This window comes from Sphingobium sp. TKS, assembly GCF_001563265.1.
GTDB lineage: Bacteria > Pseudomonadota > Alphaproteobacteria > Sphingomonadales > Sphingomonadaceae > Sphingobium.
The window spans coordinates 3605599-3624191 of the sequence record NZ_CP005083.1 but is presented as its reverse complement, the minus strand read 5'-3'; the positions used below and the strand labels follow the sequence as shown (position 1 = coordinate 3624191).

22 protein-coding genes and 1 pseudogene are annotated in these 18593 nt (G+C 63.9%); 7 read left to right on the top strand and 16 right to left on the bottom strand.

Going from position 1 to position 18593, the window contains the following annotated elements; genetic code table 11:
• Positions 1 to 86: 86 nt before the first annotated feature.
• Positions 87 to 1313, top strand: coding sequence for a TIGR04063 family PEP-CTERM/XrtA system glycosyltransferase (locus K426_RS17855; protein ID WP_066559972.1), 1227 nt, complete (start codon positions 87 to 89; stop codon positions 1311 to 1313).
• Between the two features lie 5 nt (positions 1314 to 1318).
• On the top strand, positions 1319 to 2176 hold the full coding sequence (locus K426_RS17850) for a hypothetical protein (RefSeq protein WP_066559971.1): 858 nt from the start codon (positions 1319 to 1321) through the stop codon (positions 2174 to 2176).
• A gap of 46 nt (positions 2177 to 2222) precedes the next feature.
• On the opposite strand, the gene K426_RS17845 is transcribed toward K426_RS17850, so the two are convergent.
• Together K426_RS17845 and K426_RS32580 are read right to left on the bottom strand one after the other, a co-directional pair.
• Positions 2223 to 2594 (bottom strand): hypothetical protein, encoded by a 372-nt coding sequence (locus tag K426_RS17845; protein ID WP_066559970.1) that lies wholly within the window; start codon positions 2592 to 2594, stop codon positions 2223 to 2225.
• On the bottom strand, positions 2591 to 2776 hold the full coding sequence (locus K426_RS32580) for a hypothetical protein (protein WP_082748690.1): 186 nt from the start codon (positions 2774 to 2776) through the stop codon (positions 2591 to 2593). Before K426_RS32580 ends, K426_RS17845 begins: the two co-directional genes overlap by 4 nt.
• Before the next feature lie 112 nt (positions 2777 to 2888).
• Between K426_RS32580 and K426_RS17840 the strand changes: the two genes are divergently transcribed.
• Together K426_RS17840 and K426_RS17835 are read left to right on the top strand one after the other, a co-directional pair.
• Positions 2889 to 3560, top strand: a complete 672-nt coding sequence (locus K426_RS17840) for a S24 family peptidase (protein ID WP_066559968.1) — start codon at positions 2889 to 2891, stop codon at positions 3558 to 3560.
• 11 nt (positions 3561 to 3571) lie between these two features.
• Entirely contained in the window at positions 3572 to 4489 is a 918-nt protein-coding gene (locus K426_RS17835) for an XdhC family protein (protein ID WP_066561968.1), read from the top strand.
• Positions 4490 to 4706: 217 nt separating this feature from the next.
• On the opposite strand, the gene K426_RS17830 is transcribed toward K426_RS17835, so the two are convergent.
• The 4 genes from K426_RS17830 to K426_RS17815 form a co-directional block, all read right to left on the bottom strand.
• Positions 4707 to 4892, bottom strand: coding sequence for a YbdD/YjiX family protein (locus K426_RS17830; protein WP_066559966.1), 186 nt, complete (start codon positions 4890 to 4892; stop codon positions 4707 to 4709).
• Positions 4889 to 6937, bottom strand: a complete 2049-nt coding sequence (locus K426_RS17825) for a carbon starvation CstA family protein (RefSeq protein WP_066559964.1) — start codon at positions 6935 to 6937, stop codon at positions 4889 to 4891. The genes K426_RS17830 and K426_RS17825 overlap by 4 nt, the downstream gene beginning before the upstream one ends.
• A gap of 102 nt (positions 6938 to 7039) precedes the next feature.
• Positions 7040 to 7468, bottom strand: a complete 429-nt coding sequence (locus K426_RS17820) for a DoxX family protein (RefSeq protein WP_082748688.1) — start codon at positions 7466 to 7468, stop codon at positions 7040 to 7042.
• Positions 7465 to 7902, bottom strand: a complete 438-nt coding sequence (locus K426_RS17815; protein ID WP_066561961.1) for a pyridoxamine 5'-phosphate oxidase family protein — start codon at positions 7900 to 7902, stop codon at positions 7465 to 7467. Before K426_RS17815 ends, K426_RS17820 begins: the two co-directional genes overlap by 4 nt.
• Positions 7903 to 8027: 125 nt before the next feature.
• On the opposite strand from K426_RS17815, the gene K426_RS17810 reads away from it, so the two are divergent.
• Entirely contained in the window at positions 8028 to 8582 is a 555-nt protein-coding gene (locus tag K426_RS17810; protein ID WP_066559962.1) for a 2'-5' RNA ligase family protein, read from the top strand.
• 6 nt (positions 8583 to 8588) lie between these two features.
• On the opposite strand, the gene K426_RS17805 is transcribed toward K426_RS17810, so the two are convergent.
• From K426_RS17805 to K426_RS17770, 10 genes and pseudogenes are all read right to left on the bottom strand, one after another.
• The gene (locus K426_RS17805; RefSeq protein ID WP_066559956.1) at positions 8589 to 8891 is read right to left on the bottom strand and encodes an alkylphosphonate utilization protein; all 303 of its coding nucleotides are present in this window, start codon (positions 8889 to 8891) and stop codon (positions 8589 to 8591) included.
• A gap of 6 nt (positions 8892 to 8897) precedes the next feature.
• Positions 8898 to 9545, bottom strand: coding sequence for a ribosome biogenesis GTP-binding protein YihA/YsxC (gene yihA / locus K426_RS17800; protein ID WP_066561960.1), 648 nt, complete (start codon positions 9543 to 9545; stop codon positions 8898 to 8900).
• A 25-nt stretch (positions 9546 to 9570) separates the two neighbouring features.
• Positions 9571 to 11274, bottom strand: coding sequence for a membrane protein insertase YidC (gene yidC, locus K426_RS17795; protein ID WP_066559954.1), 1704 nt, complete (start codon positions 11272 to 11274; stop codon positions 9571 to 9573).
• 35 nt (positions 11275 to 11309) lie between these two features.
• The gene (gene yidD / locus K426_RS30430; protein WP_082748686.1) at positions 11310 to 11522 is read right to left on the bottom strand and encodes a membrane protein insertion efficiency factor YidD; all 213 of its coding nucleotides are present in this window, start codon (positions 11520 to 11522) and stop codon (positions 11310 to 11312) included.
• 172 nt (positions 11523 to 11694) lie between these two features.
• A pseudogene (gene rnpA, locus K426_RS17790) lies at positions 11695 to 12037 on the bottom strand (ribonuclease P protein component); the annotation flags it as partial.
• A gap of 32 nt (positions 12038 to 12069) precedes the next feature.
• The gene (rpmH, locus tag K426_RS30425) at positions 12070 to 12204 is read right to left on the bottom strand and encodes a 50S ribosomal protein L34 (protein ID WP_021317369.1); all 135 of its coding nucleotides are present in this window, start codon (positions 12202 to 12204) and stop codon (positions 12070 to 12072) included.
• Positions 12205 to 12478: 274 nt separating this feature from the next.
• Positions 12479 to 13249: a DsbA family protein gene (locus tag K426_RS17785; protein ID WP_066559944.1), complete on the bottom strand. Its 771-nt coding sequence runs from the start codon at positions 13247 to 13249 to the stop codon at positions 12479 to 12481.
• Positions 13246 to 14616, bottom strand: a complete 1371-nt coding sequence (locus K426_RS17780; RefSeq protein ID WP_066559942.1) for a M48 family metalloprotease — start codon at positions 14614 to 14616, stop codon at positions 13246 to 13248. Before K426_RS17780 ends, K426_RS17785 begins: the two co-directional genes overlap by 4 nt.
• A gap of 127 nt (positions 14617 to 14743) precedes the next feature.
• The gene (gene ubiB, locus K426_RS17775) at positions 14744 to 16285 is read right to left on the bottom strand and encodes a 2-polyprenylphenol 6-hydroxylase (protein ID WP_066559939.1); all 1542 of its coding nucleotides are present in this window, start codon (positions 16283 to 16285) and stop codon (positions 14744 to 14746) included.
• A gap of 126 nt (positions 16286 to 16411) precedes the next feature.
• Positions 16412 to 17143, bottom strand: a complete 732-nt coding sequence (locus K426_RS17770) for a class I SAM-dependent methyltransferase (protein WP_066559933.1) — start codon at positions 17141 to 17143, stop codon at positions 16412 to 16414.
• 126 nt (positions 17144 to 17269) lie between these two features.
• Between K426_RS17770 and mutM the strand changes: the two genes are divergently transcribed.
• A complete protein-coding gene (gene mutM, locus K426_RS17765; RefSeq protein ID WP_066559931.1) occupies positions 17270 to 18082 on the top strand; it encodes a bifunctional DNA-formamidopyrimidine glycosylase/DNA-(apurinic or apyrimidinic site) lyase in 813 nt (270 codons plus the stop codon).
• Positions 18083 to 18201: 119 nt separating this feature from the next.
• Positions 18202 to 18465 carry a 30S ribosomal protein S20 gene (gene rpsT / locus K426_RS17760; protein WP_066559930.1) on the top strand — a complete coding sequence of 88 codons (264 nt, stop codon included), beginning with the start codon at positions 18202 to 18204 and terminating at the stop codon, positions 18463 to 18465.
• Positions 18466 to 18593 lie beyond the last annotated feature (128 nt).

Below are 18593 nucleotides of genomic sequence, written 5' to 3'. Positions count from 1 at the left end.
ACACCGCGCTCTTGCCCCGAACCATCCCACCTCTAACCCAACAGAGTTGACGGCCCGTTAAACCTTTTCCGGCAAGACTCAGGGCCATGACACGGATTCTCCATGTGCTGGATCACAGCCTGCCGATGCATAGCGGATATACCTTCCGCACCCGCGCTATTCTGCGGGCGCAACTGGCGAAGGGCTGGGACGTGCGCGGCATCACCGGACATCGTCACGCCGCGCCGGGGCCGCTGGAGGAAATCGTCGACGGCCTGCATTTCCATCGCACGCCGGGCGAATCGACCGGCGGCAATCCGCTGCTGCGCGAATGGCGCGATATTTCCGCCCACGCCGAAGCCATCGAAACGCTGGTGCGCCAGTGGCGGCCCGACATCATCCACGCCCATTCGCCGGTGTTGAACGCCATGGCGGCGCAGAAGGTGGCGAAGCGCCATGCGATCCCCATGATCTACGAAATCCGCGCCTTCTGGGAAGATGCGGCGGTCGGCAACGGTACGGGGACGGAGGGCAGCCCCCGCTATTGGCTGACCCGCCAGCTCGAAACCCATGCGGTGCGCGCCGCCGATGCGGTCGCGGTGATCTGCGAAGGGCTGCGCGGCGATCTGGTTGCGCGGGGGATCGATGCGGACAAGATCATCGTCTCGCCCAACGGCGTCGACATGGAGCAGTTCGGCACGCCCGTCCCCCGCGACCCCGCGCTGACGAAGGCATTGGGGCTGGAGGGCGCCGACGTCGTCGGCTTCATCGGCAGCTTCTACGATTATGAAGGGCTGGACGACCTGATCGCCGCCTTGCCGAAACTGGTGCGCGCCCGCCCGAAGGCGAAGCTGCTGCTGGTAGGCGGCGGCCCATGCGAACAGGCGCTGCGGGATCAGGCCATGGCCTCGCCCTTTGCCGACCATATCGTCTTCGTCGGCCGCGTGCCGCATGATGAGGTCGAGCATTATTATGCGCAGGTCGACATCCTGGCTTACCCGCGCAAGGCGATGCGGCTTACCGATCTGGTGACGCCTTTGAAGCCGCTCGAAGCCATGGCGCAGGGCCGGCTGGTCGCCGCGTCCAGCGTCGGCGGCCATCGCGAACTGATCGAGCATGGCGTTACCGGCACGCTGTTCGCACCCAACGATCCGCCCGCCATCGCCGCCGCCCTGGCGGAAATGTTCGCGGATCGCGGCTTCTGGGACGAGCGCCGGACAGTGGCGCGCGCCTTTGTGGAGCGCGAGCGTAACTGGTCGTCAAACATTCTTCGTTACGAACCTGTCTATCGGCAATTGCTGGCGCGCCCTCAAAGGGTGCGGGCGGCGGCCTGAGAAAAATGAGTAGGCTGGCAAAGGCGCTGCTGGGCGCGCTGGGGGCCGGGCTGCTGCTGTTCTCGCTGCCGGTCGGGCTGGTCGAGACGGTGGTGGCGTCGAGCGGACTCAGCGAAGCCATCCCCGCCGCCGCGCCGCCGCTGGGGATGACGGCCCGGCTGCTGCTGGCGGGTTTCGGCGCGGTGATGGCGTTGGGCCTGATCGGGGCGGGGAAAAGGGAAAAGCGCGTCGCTCTGCTGACGCATGACAAGCAAGGGCGCGGGAACGGCGCCGCAGGAGTGAGCAAGATGGGTTTTGCATTGTCCAAGCTGAGCTGGCTGTCGCGTGACCGGAGCAAGTCGGGACCGGCGTTGCGCCGCGCCGACGCCCATCCCGATGCGCCCGCACGTGCGCCGATCTTCGCCAGCCGTGACTTTGGCGGGCTGGATATTTTCGCCCGGACCGCGCCGGGACGTGACGAGGTCGAGGCAGAGGTTGCGGACGATGTCGCGCCCGCCGCCGGCCTTTCCATCCCCAGCATGCCCGAGGAGATGACGGAAGAGAGCGCTTTCGCCCGCCTTCAGCGCGCTTTTTCCCCGGAAACCGTCGACGCCGATTATGAGGAGATCGCGGAGCCCGCGCAGCCCCAGACCACTAACGCTCGCGCTCACACCCCCGTAGCGCATCTTTCCCTGGCGGAACTGACCCATCGGCTGGAACGCGGCCTCGCCCAGCGCAAGCGCATGGGACGCCCCGCCTCGGTGCTGGCCGACATGCCCGTCGAGGCCGCCGTGCCCGTGCGCGACCATGTCGAACAGGGCGTCGACGAAGCCCTGCGCGCCGCCTTGGGGAATTTGCGCAACATGGCTGGCCGCGCGCGTTGAATTGATGGCCGGGAGCGTGCGGCCATGCGCGCTCCGATCAAGATGATCACCAATCCTCGATGGTGAGCGCCGACAGCTCGATCCATTCGCCGCCCGGCACCGGATGGCGGTCGTCGATGCTGATGTCCGCGACGAAATGGCCGGCCAGGCTCCATTCCGCTTCCTCGATCCCTTCGGCAAAGGCCGCGCATCGTTCTGCCGCATCCACTCCGGTAAGGGTCAGCGCGATGACGTGGCGCCGTCCCTGAAACAGCGCGCTGGCCCAGGGGCGGCTGGCGGCGCGTTCCACCGTGACGGCCCCCCCCGCCCGCTCCAGCAATTGCGCCAGAAGCCGGGGGAGGGGATCGCGCGCCTTCGCCGTCGGCTCCCCATTTCGGACCAGATTTGCCTTGGCGGCGTTCATGTCGATGCTTGTCATTGGCTGACGCTCCTGCGATATGTGTTCATGAAATGTTCTACGCGTCTCCTCATTCTGTCGCCCGGTTCGCGCCCCTTGCGCAGGTCGAAGACCAGCCGTGGGTCGCGAACGCTCTCGCGGCCAAATCTGGTCGCCGGGATAGCATTTTCTCGCAGAAATTTTTCGACGGCACGCAACAGCATCGTCCTGTTTCTCCTCTGTCGATTCGATTCGCCCCCTGCGAATCCGGAAGTCATTTTCTTGTTGCCCTATTTCCTACTTGTCTAGGAAAATTCCTATCATTATGGATGAAATATGGTCGGTAACGGAGAAGATCCACGCATCGTGCTGGAACGGCTGATTGCCGAGCGGGGGGACAGCTATTCCGATCTCTCGCGCCTGCTCAACCGCAATCCCGCCTATATCCAGCAGTTCATCAAGCGCGGCACGCCCCGCAAGCTGGACGAGGAGGACCGGCGCATCCTGGCCCGCTATTTCGGCGTGGCGGAGGAGATGCTGGGCGGATCGACCGTGCGGGGGACATCGCCGGTCAAGGTACGGTCCTTGCCTTCGGTCGTTACCGTGCCGCGCCTGTCCCTGGGTGCGTCCGCCGGGCCGGGATCGCTGGACGAAGATGAGCGGACGACCGGCGTGATGGCGTTCGACGCCAACTGGCTGCGCCATCTGGGCGTGCGGCCGCAAAAAATATCGATCATCCGCGTCGACGGCGAATCCATGGCGCCGACGCTGAGCGACGGCGACGAGATCATGGTCGATCATGATGACGACGCGGCGCGGCTGCGCGATGGCGTCTATGTGTTGAGGCTGGACGGGGTGTTGATGGTGAAGCGGGTTGCCATGGGACCGCGCCGGGGCTTTTTCTCTGTCCTTAGCGATAATCCCCATTATCCCGACTGGATCGACATCGATCCGGCGCTGGTCGTGATCGTGGGACGGGTGGTATGGACCGGAAGACGGCTGGTTTAGGAGGCGAGATTTTGAACGACAATGGCGCGGTCATCCGCAAGGCCAGGGAATGGCGCGGCGCGCGATTGGCGCTGGCTACGGTGGTGTCGACCTGGGGATCGGCGCCCCGGCCGCGTGGCAGCCATATGGTCGTGCACGAGGATGGCCGATTCGAAGGCAGCATATCCGGGGGATGCGTCGAAACCGACGTGCTCCAGCGCGCTGCCGAGGTGATCGCCGGGCGTCCGGCCCATCTGGAAATTTATGGCGTGGCCGATGGAGACGCCTGGGTCGTCGGCTTGCCCTGCGGCGGGGAGATCAGCGTGCTGGTCCAGCCGGTCGGGCCGGATGGCTTCGATCCGGCGCTGTTCGATCGGATCGACACGGCAAGCGAGAAGGGCAGGGCGCTGACCCTGTCGACCGACCTGGCAACCGGCCTGACGCGGGAAGGCGCGATCGAGGGGCGGTTCCACAACCGCTACGATCCGCCGCGCCGGGTGCTGATCGTGGGTGCGGTGCAGATCGCCCAGTCGCTGAGCGCGTTGGCGCAGGCGATCGGCGTCACGCCGGTTGTCATCGATCCACGCGGCCGCTTCCTGACGGAGGAGCGTTTTCCCGGCGTCGAACTGGACGATCGCTGGCCCGATGAAGCGGTCGCCGCCCGCTTTCCCGGCGAATCGACGGCGGTGGTGACGCTCAGCCATGACATCAAGATCGACGATCCGGCGCTGGCCGCCGCGTTACGCGCGCCGACGGGCTATATTGCCGCGCTGGGATCGCGCAAAAGCCATGCGGCGCGGCTGGAACGGTTGACCGCAATGGGCTTTTCGCCGGAGGATCTGGCGCGCATAGATGGTCCCGCTGGCCTCGACATAGGCGCGATCGGCGCCGCCGAAATCGCGCTGTCGATCGCCGCCGGCATGATCGCGGGCTTCAACGTCACGCGCTGAAAATCCATCCTATCGCGAAGCGGGCGGGGAGGGGAAAGGACGCCGTGTCCTAGGGTCAATCGACATTCAGATGATGACGTGCCGAAAATGGCGGTTTTTCGTGACCCTTGAAGCGAGTCACGTGCCTCGCTTCAACGCAGCGTACTAAAAGTACGTGAGCACCGGAAGCACGGAAAACCGCCATTTGCAGGCCGTCAGGGCTGAATGTCGATTGGCCCTAACAGCACTTCCCCCCATTCTTTCCCCCATAGCGCGCCTCCTGCCGCTCCCGGAAAAAGGCGGTTCGATCCATCGGATCATGCTCGGGATGATGCTCCTGCATATGCCGCAAATAGACGTCATAATCCGGCACTCCAACCATCATGCGCGCCATCTGCCGCAGTCGGAGGAGAAAGACGCTCATTCCGCCGGCACCAGTCGCGCCGGAATTTCCCGAGCAGTGGGCGCCGTCACCTTCCGCGCCGCCAGACAGGTTCGGATGGTGAAGAACAGCACGGCCAGCACCACGAACAGGAAGATCGCCACCAGCCCGGCGTCGACCCGGTCGTTGAAGATGATCTGCCGCATCTCCGCCATCGACTTGGCCGGCGCCAGCACCTGACCCTCGTCCGCCGCCGCGCTGAATCTGGCCGCATGTGCCAGGAACCCCAGCTTGGTATCGGCCGAGAATAGCTTCAGGAACCCCGCCGACAGGGTGCAGATCAACAACCAGGCCGTCGGCACCAATGTCACCCAGGCGAACCGATCCCGCTTCATCCGGAACAGCACCGCCGTCCCCAGCATCAGCGCGATCGCCGCCAGCATCTGGTTGGAGATGCCGAACACCGGCCAGAGCGTGTTCACCCCGCCCAACGGATCGGTCACGCCTTGATAGAGAAAGAAGCCCCAGGCCGCGACGGTCAGCGCCGTCGCGACGATCCCTGGCGCCATGCTCTTCGTTTCCTTGAACCCCGGCACCAGCAGCGCGATCAGATCCTGCAGCATGAAGCGTCCGGCGCGGGTGCCCGCGTCCACGGCGGTCAGGATGAACAGCGCCTCGAACAATATCGCGAAATGATACCAGAATGCCTTCATCGCTGGCCCGCCCACGACATGGGAGAATATCTCCGCCATGGCCACCGCCAAGGTCGGCGCGCCGCCCGCGCGGGATATGATGCTGTGCTCGCCCACATCCTTCGCGGTCTGGAGGATCAGGTCGGGCGAGATCGGGAAACCCATTGCCGTCACCGCCGCCGCCGCGCTGGCGGCATCCTTGCCGATCACTGCTGCCGGGCTGTTCATCGTGAAGTAGATGCCCGGATCGAGGATCGACGCGCCGACCAGCGCCATGATCGCCACGAAAGCCTCCATCAGCATCGCGCCATAGCCGATCATCGGCGCATGCGCCTCGCTGGCGATCAGCTTGGGCGTGGTGCCGCTGGCGATCAGCGCATGGAACCCCGACACCGCCCCGCAGGCGATGGTGATGAACAGGAAGGGGAACAGCCCGCCCGCCCAGACCGGCCCATTGCCGTTCACGAACTGGGTGACGGCGTGCATTTTCAGCGGCGGCGCCATGATGACGATCCCAATCGCCAATGCCGCGATCGCCCCGATCTTAAGGAAGGTCGACAGATAATCCCGCGGCGCCAGCAACAGCCACACCGGCAGCACCGAAGCCACCGCGCCATAGCCGATCAAGATCCAGCAGAGCTGCACCGGCGTGAAGGTGAACACCGGAGCCCAGACCGGCGATTGCGCTATGCTCTGGCCATAGACGATCGCCGCCAGCAGCCCGACCAGTCCCAGCAGCGAGACTTCCCCGATCCGCCCCGGCCTTATCCAGCGCGTATAGGCGCCCATGAACATGGCGAGCGGCACGGTAGCCGCCACGGTGAACATGCCCCAGGGACTCTCCGCCAGCGCCTTGACCACGATCAGCGCCAGCACGGCGAGGATGATGACCATGATCATGAAGGCGCCGAACAGGGCGATGGCGCCCGCGACCTGCCCCATTTCCATGCGGATCAGCTCGCCCAGCGACTTGCCGTCGCGTCGCATGGAGATGAAGAGGATCATGAAGTCCTGCACCGCGCCCGCCAGTACCACGCCTACGATGATCCAGAGCGTGCCGGGCAGATAGCCCATCTGCGCCGCCAACACTGGTCCCACCAGAGGCCCAGCGCCGGCAATCGCCGCGAAATGATGCCCGAACAGCACCGTCCGATCCGTCGCGACATAGTCCAGCCCATCGGCCCGCCGGATCGCGGGCGTGGGCCGCGATGGGTCCAGCCGCATCACATTCTGCGCGATATAGAGCGCATAATAGCGATAGGCGACGAGGAAGCTGCTGACCGCCGCCACCACGATCCACAGCGCATTGACCGCTTCGCCGCGTGACACGGCAACGACCGACAGCGCCACCGCACCGACGATCGCGATCATTATCCATGGAATATGCCGGGTCATCACTCTCTCTGGCCGCCTGTTCGTCCGAAGGCCGCCACAGTAAAGCCGCGCCTTGCAAAGACAATCGTCTCTTGCACCGCGCCTTCCCTTCGGGCGAGGAGCTTAATGTCTCCAATCACCCCTGAATGGCCAATTCACCACCCCGCTCGCCCAAAGCGCCCACCAGATGATCACCGGCTGCACCGCCAACCGCGGCCCATGATACCACCAGCTCAAATGCACTCCGCTCAAGGCAATATCGTCCAGCGCATGGTGGAAATTCGCCGGCCAGACGCACAGCGCATATAGAGCCAGTCCAATCCCTGCCGGCTTGCGCAGCGCCGGGATCATCAACCCGGCCGCCCCGGCAATCTCCGCCGCGCCGGTCAGCGCCACCACCATCTCCGGCGCTGGCACCCATTCAGGCGTGATCGCCACGAAGCCGCCGGGCCGGGCCAGATGCGCTACCCCGGCCAATCCGTAAGCCGCCGCCAGAACGATCCGCCCGATCCGTCTTCCCCGCCTTTCCGGCACCTTGCGGTCGAATGTCATCCAAGCTCCATTTCAGCCTCATTCTCGCCGTCCCAGACATGGGCGCGTTCGGCATGGACCCTTATCATCACCAGGCCCGGCGTGTCCGGTCCTTCCTCGAACCAACCTTGCAGATCGCTGTTCCAATGCGCTTCGAACGCATCGCGGTCGCGGATCAGGTCGGCGCGGCCCTCCACGGCGATGAACAGCGGGTTCTGCTTGAGCAACCCCGTTCGCCCCTGAAAGGACAGGCCGACGCGTGGATCGCGCTCGATATCCTTGACCATCAGCGTGTCTTCCGTGGTGAAATAATAGCTGTCGCCGCCATAGGCGACATCCCGATTGTTGCTCATCGGCCGGGCGCCGATCTGGCCGTCGTCCGCGTGGGTCGACAGCATCGCGAAATCAATATCCTTCATCTTCTCCGCCAGGCTGGCGAGCGTCAACTGCATCATCATCCACTCTCCTTGTCCCATTTTGCGCAAACGCATGAAATCATGGGCGGCTCCCGCAGATTCGCCTTGCGGGAAAAAAGAACATATCATGAACAAATAGTATCGAGTCGCATGGAGAAAATGCCATGGAAAGCCGGTCCACCCAGACCCTCTTCCGTCTCTTCTTCGCGTTGAAGCCCAGCCCGCTGATCGCGCGCCAAACAGACCATTTCGCTGAAACCATCGCCCAGGGCGCCCGGCGCATTGCCGTGGATCATCAACATGTGACGCTGGCGATCAGCAGCGATTATGTCGACTATCCCAATGCGGTCATCAAGGCGCTGATACGCGCCGGGACAGGCGTGATGGCCGAACCCTTCGACCTGCGGCTGGACCAGCTCAGCATCGGCAATCGCTCGGCGGCTCTGCGCCCATCGCACGCCATGCCGCTGCTGAATGCGCTGCAAAGGCAGATCGTGGCCGGCATGAAAGAGGCAGGGGTGATGCTGCGGCCCGGCTGGAGCTTCAGCCCGCACCAGACGCTGTTCTACCGAAACGGCCGATCAGAGGTGCGCCCCGTTGACGGGTTCAGTTGGCATGTCGACCAGTTCATGCTGGTGTGCAGCCATGTCGGCCGTACCCATCATGAAACGCTGGCGACCTGGGGATTGAACGGCAGCGGGCAATATAGCCTGTTTTGATGTGAGTCAGCGTTTGCGCACAAATTCTGCGCGCAACACCAGCCCCTTGATGCCGTCATAGCGGCAGTCGATTTCCTGGGGATCGCCGGTCAGACGGATCGACTTGATGAGCGTCCCGCGCTTGAGCGTCTGTCCCGCGCCCTTGACGGCCAGATCCTTGATCAGCGTCACCTGATCGCCATCGGCCAGCAGATTGCCGACCGCATCACGAACCTCGATGCTGTCGGCGGCGCTGGCCTTGGAACTTGCCTCGGCCGCGCTGATCCATTCCCCGCTGGCTTCGTCATAGATGTAATCGTCGTCGGTCATGGCGGCTTATCCTTGCATCACGCTTTCCAGCACAGCCGCGCGCAGTTCCGCTATTCCCATGCCCTTGTCGCTTGATGTGGCGATGATGTCGGGATGGGCGGCAGGCCGCTTGCGAATGGCTTCCGCGACAGCCTGGGAGATTTCGGCCAGATGGCTGGCCTTCACCTTGTCCGCCTTGGTCAGCACGATGCGATAGCTGACCGCCGCCGCATCCAGCATGTCGAGAATGTCGGTATCGGCATCCTTGATCCCATGGCGGCTGTCGATGAGTACCAGCGTGCGCTTGAGCTTCGCCCGCCCGCGCAGATAGTCGTTCACCAGGAAGCGCCACTTGCGGACCATGTCCTTGGGCGCCTTCGCATAACCATAGCCTGGCATGTCGACCAGCCGGAACCGCAGCGGATCGCCCACGTCGAAGAAATTGAGCTCCTGCGTCCGCCCCGGCGTGTTGGAAGTCCGCGCCAGCCCGTTGCGATTGGTCAGCGCATTCAACAGCGAGGATTTGCCGACATTGGACCGGCCCGCGAACGCGACCTCATTCACCGCCATGTCGGGCAGGAATTTGAGGTCGGGCGCGGATTTGAGGAAGGCGATCGGTCCGGCAAAGACCTTGCGCGCTTCCTCGATCAGATCGGCCTGTTCCTGTTCGGTCAATTCGGAGGTCACTGAGATTGCAGCCTTATTTCGCGGTCGCTGCGCTGAGCTGCGGGTGGCGCTTGTAGAGGAACCACTGCTGCAACATCGACAGGCAGTTGTTGGTGATCCAGTAAACCAGCAGGCCCGCCGCGAAGGGCGCCATGATGAACATCATCATCCACGGCATGATCGCGAACACCTGCTGCTGCATCGGGTCCATCTGGGCCGGGTTCAACTTGAACTGGAAGTACATGCTGATGCCGAGCAGCAGCGCCAGCAGGCCGATGCCGAGGAAAGCGGGCGGCGTGAACGGCAGCAGACCGAAGAGATTGACGATGTGCAACGGATCGGGCGCGGAGAGATCCTTGATCCACAGGACAAAGGGCTGGTGCCGCATTTCGATGGTGAGCTGCAACACCTTGTACAGCGCGAAGAAGATCGGAATCTGGATGAAGATCGGCAGGCAGCCGGCGAGCGGGTTCACCTTCTCGCGCTTGTACAGCTCCATCATCTCCTGCTGGAGCTTCTGCTTGTCGTCCTTATGCTTTTCCTGCAGCGCCTTCATCTTGGGCTGCACGGCGCGCATCGCCGCCATGCTGGCGAACTGGCGCTGGGCGACGGGGAACATCAGGCCGCGCACCACGAAGGTCAGGCAGATGATCGCCACGCCGAAATTGCCGATGACCGTGAACAGCCAGTGCAGCAACGCGAAGATCGGCTGTTCGAACCAGTAGAACCAGCCCCAATCGATCGCCCGGTCGAACAGCGGCACGCCCGCCCGCTCATAGGCTTGCAACGTCTTCACTTCCTTGGCGCCGACGAACAGCCGGTTGGTCTGCGTCACCGCCTTGCCGGGCGCGAGCATCACGGGGGCCAGCGACACGTCGGTCTGGAACTGAGTCCCCGCACCCTTGCGCATCTGGCCGGAGAAGGCGGCCTTCTGATCAGGCACCAGCGCGGACAGCCAATATTTGTCGGTAAAGCCGATCCAGCCGCCAGTCGACTGGAAGCTCTGGCTCGCCGGTCCTTTGGCCAGATCCTTGTAATTCACGTCATAATTGGCCGCGCCGTTGAACACGCCCATCGGGCCGACGTGAATCGTCCAGGTGTCGGGATCGACCGAAGGATGCGCCCGGCTGACATAGCCATAGCTTTTTACGCCCACCGCGCCGGCGCTGCTGTTCGACACCTTCTGCTGCGCGGTGATCATGTAATTTTCGTCGATCGCATAGCGAATCTCGAAGGTCTGGCCCGCGCCATTGTTCCACGTCAGCGTGACGGGGCTGGTCGGGGTCAGTTCCTGGCTCTGCGCGGTCCAGACGCTGCTGCCATCGGGCGTCTTTACCCCTTCGCCCTGCCAGCCGAAGCCTGCGAAATAGGCGTCCTTCGTGCCACTCGGGCTGTAGAGGCGGATCGCGGGCGAATCCTTGGCGATGGTTTCCTTGTAGGTCGGCAGCACGATGTCATCGATGCGCGCGCCCTTGAGGTTGATCGAGCCGGTGATCTTGGGCGTGCGGATCGGGATACGCGGGCTGTCCTTCAACACCAGCGCCAGATCGCGGACCGCGGCGGAGCCTTCGGCCGCCGGAGTGGAACCGGAGGGCGTCAGCGGCGTGGTCTTGCCGCTTTCGACCTTGGTCGCGGGCGGATTGGCGGCGGGGAAGAAATGTTTGGTGACATAGGGCCAGCCGAACAGGATCGCCGCGGTCAGCAGCACCGCCAGAATGATATTCTTCTTGTCGTCCACGCTTGTCGGCTCCGCCGTATCTTTTGAAATCTGTGTCAGGGGACCGGGTCGTAACCCGAACCGCCCCAAGGGTGGCATCGCATTAGCCGCTTCGTGGCCAGCCAGCTACCCTTCACAGCACCATATTTGCGGATCGCCTGAATGGCATATTCCGAGCAGGAGGGGGCATAGCGGCAACTGGGCGGTAAAATGCGCGAAGGACCAAGCTGCCAGAAGCGCGCGATCAGGATGAGGATGCGCCCGATCAAGGCTTTTCCGCTCCATGTTCCTGCGAAGGCACTGGAGCGAGACCGGCTCGCGGCGGCCCGGTTCGGTCGTCGCCTGGAATCGCTGTGTCTGGACCAGGCTCTCCCGAGCCGACGGTTTCGGTCGGGTGCTTTCGCAAAAGCGCCTTATCCTTCGGGGCAGAAGGCCGCCCCTTCCTGCGCGGCGCCTCGCCAACAGGCCGGCTCATCACCTTGCGCAGCGCCTTCTCCATCTCGCCACGGAGCAGGCCGAAATCGCGCTCGATCCCCTCGACGCGCCCGATGAGCACATGGTCGGCCCCCGGCACGCCAAGCGACGGCAGCAGTTCCCGCGCGAGGACGCGAAAACGGCGCTTCATCCGGTTGCGGATGACAGCGCCGCCAATCTTTTTCGTGACCGTGATGCCGATGCGCATCGCCGGATCGCCATCGCCACGTTCGCGCACCAGCAGGACAAAGCCCGGCATGGGCGCGCGCCGCCCGCGATTCGCCGCCAGAAAATCGGCGCGCCGTGCCATGACGGCAGGCGCGCTCGCTAGCGGCGCGTCGTTCAGGCGCTCAGGCTCTTGCGGCCGCGCGAACGGCGTGCGCGGATCACATTGCGGCCGCCGGGGGTCGCCATGCGGGCGCGGAAACCGTGACGGCGCTTCCGAACCAGATTGCTTGGCTGAAAGGTGCGCTTCATCGTTCATTCCTCAAAAAATCTAAAGAATCGGGCGTGACAAAAAAGGGCCGCCGGGCGGGCGGCCGCATGTCAGGGGGCGTCCGATAGGCAAAAGGCATGGCTGAGTCAATGGCGGAGGAGGCAGGAGGTCATGGTTTTGAAAATGGTGGAGCGGAATGTCCGTTCTTGGTCAGTACGGGACATTAGGCGCAACGTGTTCCTGCCTGCGCAGGAGTACGTTGCGTTTCTGGGAAACGGCGCAAGCAGAATGTCCGCCCCCACCCAAAACCGCCGCTTATTTCCCCCGCGCCGAAGCCACCGCCGCCTTCAACGCATCATAACCCACAGCCCCGTTCAGCACCTGTCCTCCGATCACGAAGGTCGGCGTGCCACTAGCCTGCAATTTCTGCGCAAGTCCGATATTCGACTGGATCTCCGCATTATATTTGCTGTCCGCCATCGCCGCCTGTGCAGCTTTTGCATCGATGCCTACCTTGGCCGCCGCAGCCAGGATCGTCTCGCGCGTCACCTTCCCCGCTGCATAAAGCGCCCGGTGATAAGGCATATATTGGTTCTTCTCCGCCGCCAGCAGCGACACCTTCGCGGCATTGATGCTCTCGTCGGACAGAATCGGCAGTTCGCGATAGACGACCTTGACCCCCTTGTCCTCACCCACCAGCTTGGCAAGGTCAGGCAGCGAAGCCCGGCAATAGCCGCAGGCATAGTCGAAAAACTCGACCACTGTCACATCGCCCTTGGCCGCGCCCTCCCATGCCCCGGCATAGGGCGTTTCGATGGTCTGGCGGCTGGCGTCGATCGTGCCGGCCATCCGCTTGGTCTGCAATTTCTCGACCGCCTGCGGAATGATCTCGGGATGCTCCAATATATAGTCGTGGACGATCTGCTCGATCGCAGCCTTGTCGCTCGCATCCACGCGGCCAGTGCTCTGCGTGCCTAGCGCAGCGCCGGTCGCGGTGACGGCGATGAAGGCGAAAACGCCAAGGGTCATCAATATGGTCCTGTTGGAAAGCGCCGCGCGAAAGCCGGGTCGCGAATTTTCGGTCATTTTTTCTTTCGCTTCTGTTCGACGGCGGCGCGGGAGACCATGGCGATATCCTGTGCGCGCAGATAGTCAACCGTGCCTGGCTTCAACCCCTGCATCGCGGCGTCGGCGCTGCGCAGCGCCATCTGGTCCTCGCCTATCATCGAATAGCGCTCCGCCGTCGCCAGCGCCGCGCGGGGCAGGTCGCCGCGATGCTCGTAAACGACGCCCAATTGATACCAGGCGAAGGGATTTTCCCGGTCCCGCGCTATGGCGTTGCGCAAGACCTTTTCCGCTTCCGCGAAATTCGCGTCATTCTCCGTCGCGATCAGCGCATGGCCGAGCAGGGTGGCGATCAGCGGCTGGTTGGTAAGCTGCACCGCTTCCCGCAATGGCGGAATGGCATCGGTGGGCTTGCCGCTTTCCAGCAGCACCTGCCCCTTCAACTCCAGAAAATAGGGATCGTGCGGCGCAGCGGTCAGCAGCGCGTCGACCTCGCTGAGCGCCTTGTCCGGATAGGCGCTCTTGTGCCAGGCATAGGCGCGCGCATAATGGGCCGGGATCGACTGGTCGCTTTCGGGATATTTGATGAGGGTCTGATTAGGCTCCGACACGAAGCCGACCAGCTTCGCCTTGATCCGCTCGAACCGCGCCTCCAGCTTCGGGTCCATCGGCTTGTCCCAGGCGGGATCGACGCTATAAACCTCCCGCAGCACATTGATGCGTTCGCCCGACAGCGGGTGGGTGCGGCCGTAACTGTCGTCCTGCGGGATGGCGAGGCGATATTCCTGGTTCTGCAGCTTCTTGAAAAATTCCAGGCTGCCCTTGCCCGAAATCCCGGCTTTGCTGAGATAACGCGCGCCGGCCAGATCGGCGGAGCTTTCCTGCGCGCGCGAAAAGGCGAGGAACTTGCCCATCGCCGCCTGCTGCCCCATGCCCAAAATGCCCATGCCCGCTTCCGCGCCGCCCGCCGCGATCGCCGCAGCGCCCAGAACCAGGCTGAGCAGGGTGATGCCGGTCGCCTCCTTCATCCCTTCGCCATAGCGGATGACATGGCCGCCCTCGATATGGCCGATTTCGTGCGCGACCACGCCCTGCACCTGGTTCACATTGTCGGCCGCGGCGATCAGCCCGCTATGCACCCAGACATATTGGCCGCCCGCGACGAAGGCATTGATATCCGGGTCATTGATGACCAGCACCTGGACATTGCGCGGCTCCATGCCCGCCGCTTTGGCCAAGGGCGCGGACATATCGGCCATGAAGGCTTCCGTTTCCGCGTCCCGCAAGATCTGCTGCGCCGCCGCCGGGCGCGCCATCAAGGCGAGTGACGCCACGGCAATGGCGGCGACGCGAAGCCAGCGGGCGCTCATGCGATCATGGTTCGGCATGCGAGGGCGGTCCGGGACAGGGGAAGAGGCTCCATCGCTGACTGTCAATGCCTTGAACGGGATGAACGGTAACTGAAAAGATATATGTAGCCTATTATCAACGTCCACCTCCGGCCGAAAACAACCCCTACAGAAAGGACGTCACCGCCGCCATCGCGCCAGCCCCGATCGCTCCGGCCAGCAACGCCACCACCACATAGCGCCACCCGGCCCCGACCCGGATCAGCCGCACCTCCGGCAAAGGCGGCGGCGGCGGCGCGCCACCCTTTTCGGGGAAAGCCTCCTCGATCCGCTTCACCAGTCCCGGCAGCCGCTGCAAAATCCGCCAATTTTCGATCAGCGCATCGGCCGCCTTCGCCTCCGGTCCCAGTTCCGATCGCAGCCATTCCTTCACATAAGGCCCGCTCGTCTCCCACAGGTTGATGTCGGGATCGAGCGAGGTCGCCACGCCCTCCACCATCACCATGGTCTTTTGCAGCAGCAGCAGATGCGGCTGGGTCTGCATGTCGAAATCGCGGGTGATCGCGAACAGCCCGTCCAGCATGCCGCCGACCGACAGTTCCCGCACCGGCTTGCCGCGCATCGGCTCGCCCACGGCCCGCAGAGCCGTCGCGAACTCCTCCACATTATGATGGCCCGGCACATATTGCGCCTCGAAGTGGATTTCCGCCACGCGCTTATAGTTGCCGGTGATCAGGCCATAGAGAATCTCCGCCAGCCACATGCGCGCCCGACGGTCGATCCGCCCCATGATGCCGAAGTCGATGGCGACGATATCGCCATTGGCGGTGACGAACAGGTTCCCCTGATGCATGTCGGCATGGAAGAAGCCCTCGGCAATCGCCTGCCGCAGGAAAGCGTTCACCAGCCGCGACGCGATCTCCTTCACATCATGCCCGGCGGCGATCAGCGCGTCCCGATCGGAGATCTTGACCCCGTCGATCCACTCCATGGTCATGACCTTGCCGCTGGTGCGGTCCCAGTCGATGGCGGGCACGCGATAGCCGGGCATCGCCTCCATCGCCTCGCCCAATTCGGAGGCGGAAGCCGCCTCGCGCCGCAGGTCGAGTTCCCGCGCCGTCCAGCGCTTCATGTTCGCGATCACCAGCCGGGGCCGCAGCCGCGCCAGTTCCCCGCCCAGCATCTCGACATGGGCGGCGGCCCATTCATAGGTCTGGATGTCGCGATTGAACTGATCGGTGACGCCGGGGCGGATCACCTTGACCGCGACGTCGCGCCCCTGCGTAGTGACCGCCCGATGCACCTGCGCGATGGAGGCCGCGCCCACCGGCTCCTCATCGAAGCGGCTGTACAGCGCCTCCAGCGGTCGCCCGAAACTCTGCTCGATCTGCGCCTTGATGGTCGCAAAGGGCACGGGCGGCAGCGCGTCCTGCAAGCGCAGCAGATCGTTGGCGGCCTCGTCGCCCACCAGATCGGGCCGCGTCGCCAGCGTCTGCCCCAGCTTGATCGCCGCCGGGCCGATGGACTGAAAGGCGTCGGCATAGCGTGGTTGCCTGGGCACGCGCGCGCCGAAACGCGCCACCTTGATCAGCCGCCGCACTGGCGTCGGGGTCAAGGGATCGCGCTCAATTCCCCGCAAGGCTCCATGGCGCGCTAGGATACGGCTCCACTTAACCAGCCGCCAGATATGCGTGATATGGGAGGCCACGTTACTTGCTCCCCTCCCCTGAAGGGGAGGGGTTGGGGGTGGGGGAGTGCCCCAAGCGCTGTGCAAAATGGATGGCTCCCACCCCAACCCCTCCCCTGAAGGGGAGGGGCTTTACTTGCATGCCCATCAAATCTTCCAGCCGCTATGGATTGCGACCAGCCCGCCGAGAATCGGCTCGACCTTGGTCTGCACGAACCCGGCTTCCCGGATCATCCGCTCGAACTCCGGCATGGGCGGGAAGCGCCGGATCGATTCGATCAGGTAACGATAGCTGTCCTCATCGTCCGCCAGCAGCTTGCCGAGCTTGGGCACCAGCCGATGCGAATAGACGTCATAGACATCGGAAAAGCCCGGCCAGGTCGTGGTGGAAAATTCGAGGCAGAAGAAGCGCCCGCCAAATTTCAGCACCCGATGCGCTTCCCGCAGCGCCTTGTCGATGTGCGTCACATTGCGGATGCCGAACGCGATCGTATAAGCGTCGAAAGCGCGTTCCCCGAAGCTCAACACTTCCGCATTCTGCTCCGACCAGATCAGCCCTTCATAGCCTTTCTTCTGTGCCCGCTCGACGCCCACGGCCAGCATTTCGGGGTTGATGTCCGACACCGTGACCTGCGCGCCATGCTTGTGCATCCGAAAAGCAATGTCCCCGGTGCCGCCCGCCATGTCGAGGATCTGCTCGTCCCGCCGTGGCTTCACGCGATTGACGAACTGGTCCTTCCACAACCGATGAGCGCCCGCCGACATGGCGTCGTTCATCAGGTCATATTTGGACGCCACGTTGGAGAAGACGGCGCGGACCATCCCCTGTTTGTCGGTGGCTTCGACATCGCGATAGCCAAAGGAAGCGGTTTCACTCATGGGCGCACGCTCTAGAGCATTTTCCCGGGGAGAGGAAACATCTGAGATCAGCTAAAATGTCCGGGGAGCGGCGCATGCATCAAGTCGCCTGTTGCCCGGCCGGTTGACGCACGACATAGAAAGGCCATGCCCGAACTCCCTGAAGTCGAAACCACGGTCGCGGGCCTCCGCTCGGTTCTTGAGGGCGCCGTCCTCACCCGTGTCGAGCCGCGCCGCGCCGACCTGCGCTTCCCGATTCCCGTCGACCTGCGCCAGCGGCTGACCGGCGCCACGATCACGGCACTGTCCCGCCGCGCCAAATATGGCCTGATCGACACCGACCGGGGCGACACGCTGATCTTCCATCTCGGCATGTCCGGCCGCTGGCGAATCGATCCGGCGGAGATCGGTGCGCACGACCATCTGCTGATCGAGACCTCGGGCGGGCGATTGCTCTCCCTCAACGACCCACGCCGCTTCGGCTCGCTCGATCTCGTCCGCAGCGAGGTTTGGGAAAGCTACAGCCCGTTCACCCGCATGGGGCCGGAACCATTGGGTCCGGACTTCACCGCCGCTGCCCTGACGGCCAGGCTCCATGGCAAGGCGACCTCGATCAAGGCCGCGCTGCTCGATCAGCGCATCGTCGCGGGCCTGGGCAATATCTATGTCTGCGAAGCGCTCAACATGGCGGGCATCGCCCCGACCCGCGAAGCGGGCAAGATCAGCCGCCCGCGCCTTACTTTGCTGGTCGAGGCGATTCGCGAGGTGCTGACCGCCGCCATTGCCGCTGGCGGCTCCACCTTGCGCGACTATGCGCGGCCCGATGGGGAGCTGGGCTATTTCTCGAAACAATGGCGGGTCTATGGCCGCGAAGGGCAGCCATGCCACTGCGGCACGCCCATAAGCCGCCGGGTGGATGGAGGCAGATCGACCTTTTTCTGCCCGAAATGCCAGCGATAGCGGGGCGTTCAGCGGTTGACGCCCCTCATGATCCCCTGTAAGGGGCGCACCTTCACAGGGCTGGCTGGCGATTCCCGGCGGGCCTTTTCATGAGATTTGACGAGAACCGAGGACAGTAAATGGCCAATACGCCGCAAGCCAAGAAGCGCATCCGCCGCAACGCCCGCCGCGCCGAAATCAACGGCGCCCGCATCAGCCGGATTCGCACCCTGGTGAAGAAGGTCGAAACCGCCCTCGCCGCCGGCGACAAGGCGGCTGCGACCACGGCGCTTCAGTCGGTCCAGCCGGAACTCGCGCGTGGCGTGGCCCGCGGCGTGCTGCACAAGAATACCGCGGCTCGCAAGTTCGGCCGCCTGACGAAGCGCGTCGGCGCGCTGGGCTAAGCCCCAGCCACTTTCAAACTCGTCAGAAGAAATACGCCCGCCCCGCGATTCTCAGCGGGGCGGGCTTTTTCATGTTTCGTTCACCAAAGGGTCATTTTGGAGGAAGTGCCCATTTCCGGCGATTCTCT

Coding starts and splice junctions, on each gene's coding strand:
- K426_RS17855 (WP_066559972.1), top strand. CDS start 87: ATGACACGGATTCTCCATGTGCTGGATCACAGCCTGCCGATGCATAGC.
- K426_RS17850 (WP_066559971.1), top strand. CDS start 1,319: ATGAGTAGGCTGGCAAAGGCGCTGCTGGGCGCGCTGGGGGCCGGGCTG.
- K426_RS17845 (WP_066559970.1), bottom strand. CDS start 2,594: ATGACAAGCATCGACATGAACGCCGCCAAGGCAAATCTGGTCCGAAAT.
- K426_RS32580 (WP_082748690.1), bottom strand. CDS start 2,776: ATGCTGTTGCGTGCCGTCGAAAAATTTCTGCGAGAAAATGCTATCCCG.
- K426_RS17840 (WP_066559968.1), top strand. CDS start 2,889: ATGGTCGGTAACGGAGAAGATCCACGCATCGTGCTGGAACGGCTGATT.
- K426_RS17830 (WP_066559966.1), bottom strand. CDS start 4,892: ATGAGCGTCTTTCTCCTCCGACTGCGGCAGATGGCGCGCATGATGGTT.
- K426_RS17825 (WP_066559964.1), bottom strand. CDS start 6,937: ATGACCCGGCATATTCCATGGATAATGATCGCGATCGTCGGTGCGGTG.
- K426_RS17820 (WP_082748688.1), bottom strand. CDS start 7,468: ATGACATTCGACCGCAAGGTGCCGGAAAGGCGGGGAAGACGGATCGGG.
- K426_RS17815 (WP_066561961.1), bottom strand. CDS start 7,902: ATGATGCAGTTGACGCTCGCCAGCCTGGCGGAGAAGATGAAGGATATT.
- K426_RS17810 (WP_066559962.1), top strand. CDS start 8,028: ATGGAAAGCCGGTCCACCCAGACCCTCTTCCGTCTCTTCTTCGCGTTG.
- K426_RS17805 (WP_066559956.1), bottom strand. CDS start 8,891: ATGACCGACGACGATTACATCTATGACGAAGCCAGCGGGGAATGGATC.
- rpmH (WP_021317369.1), bottom strand. CDS start 12,204: ATGAAGCGCACCTTTCAGCCAAGCAATCTGGTTCGGAAGCGCCGTCAC.
- K426_RS17785 (WP_066559944.1), bottom strand. CDS start 13,249: ATGACCGAAAATTCGCGACCCGGCTTTCGCGCGGCGCTTTCCAACAGG.
- K426_RS17780 (WP_066559942.1), bottom strand. CDS start 14,616: ATGCCGAACCATGATCGCATGAGCGCCCGCTGGCTTCGCGTCGCCGCC.
- K426_RS17770 (WP_066559933.1), bottom strand. CDS start 17,143: ATGAGTGAAACCGCTTCCTTTGGCTATCGCGATGTCGAAGCCACCGAC.
- mutM (WP_066559931.1), top strand. CDS start 17,270: ATGCCCGAACTCCCTGAAGTCGAAACCACGGTCGCGGGCCTCCGCTCG.
- rpsT (WP_066559930.1), top strand. CDS start 18,202: ATGGCCAATACGCCGCAAGCCAAGAAGCGCATCCGCCGCAACGCCCGC.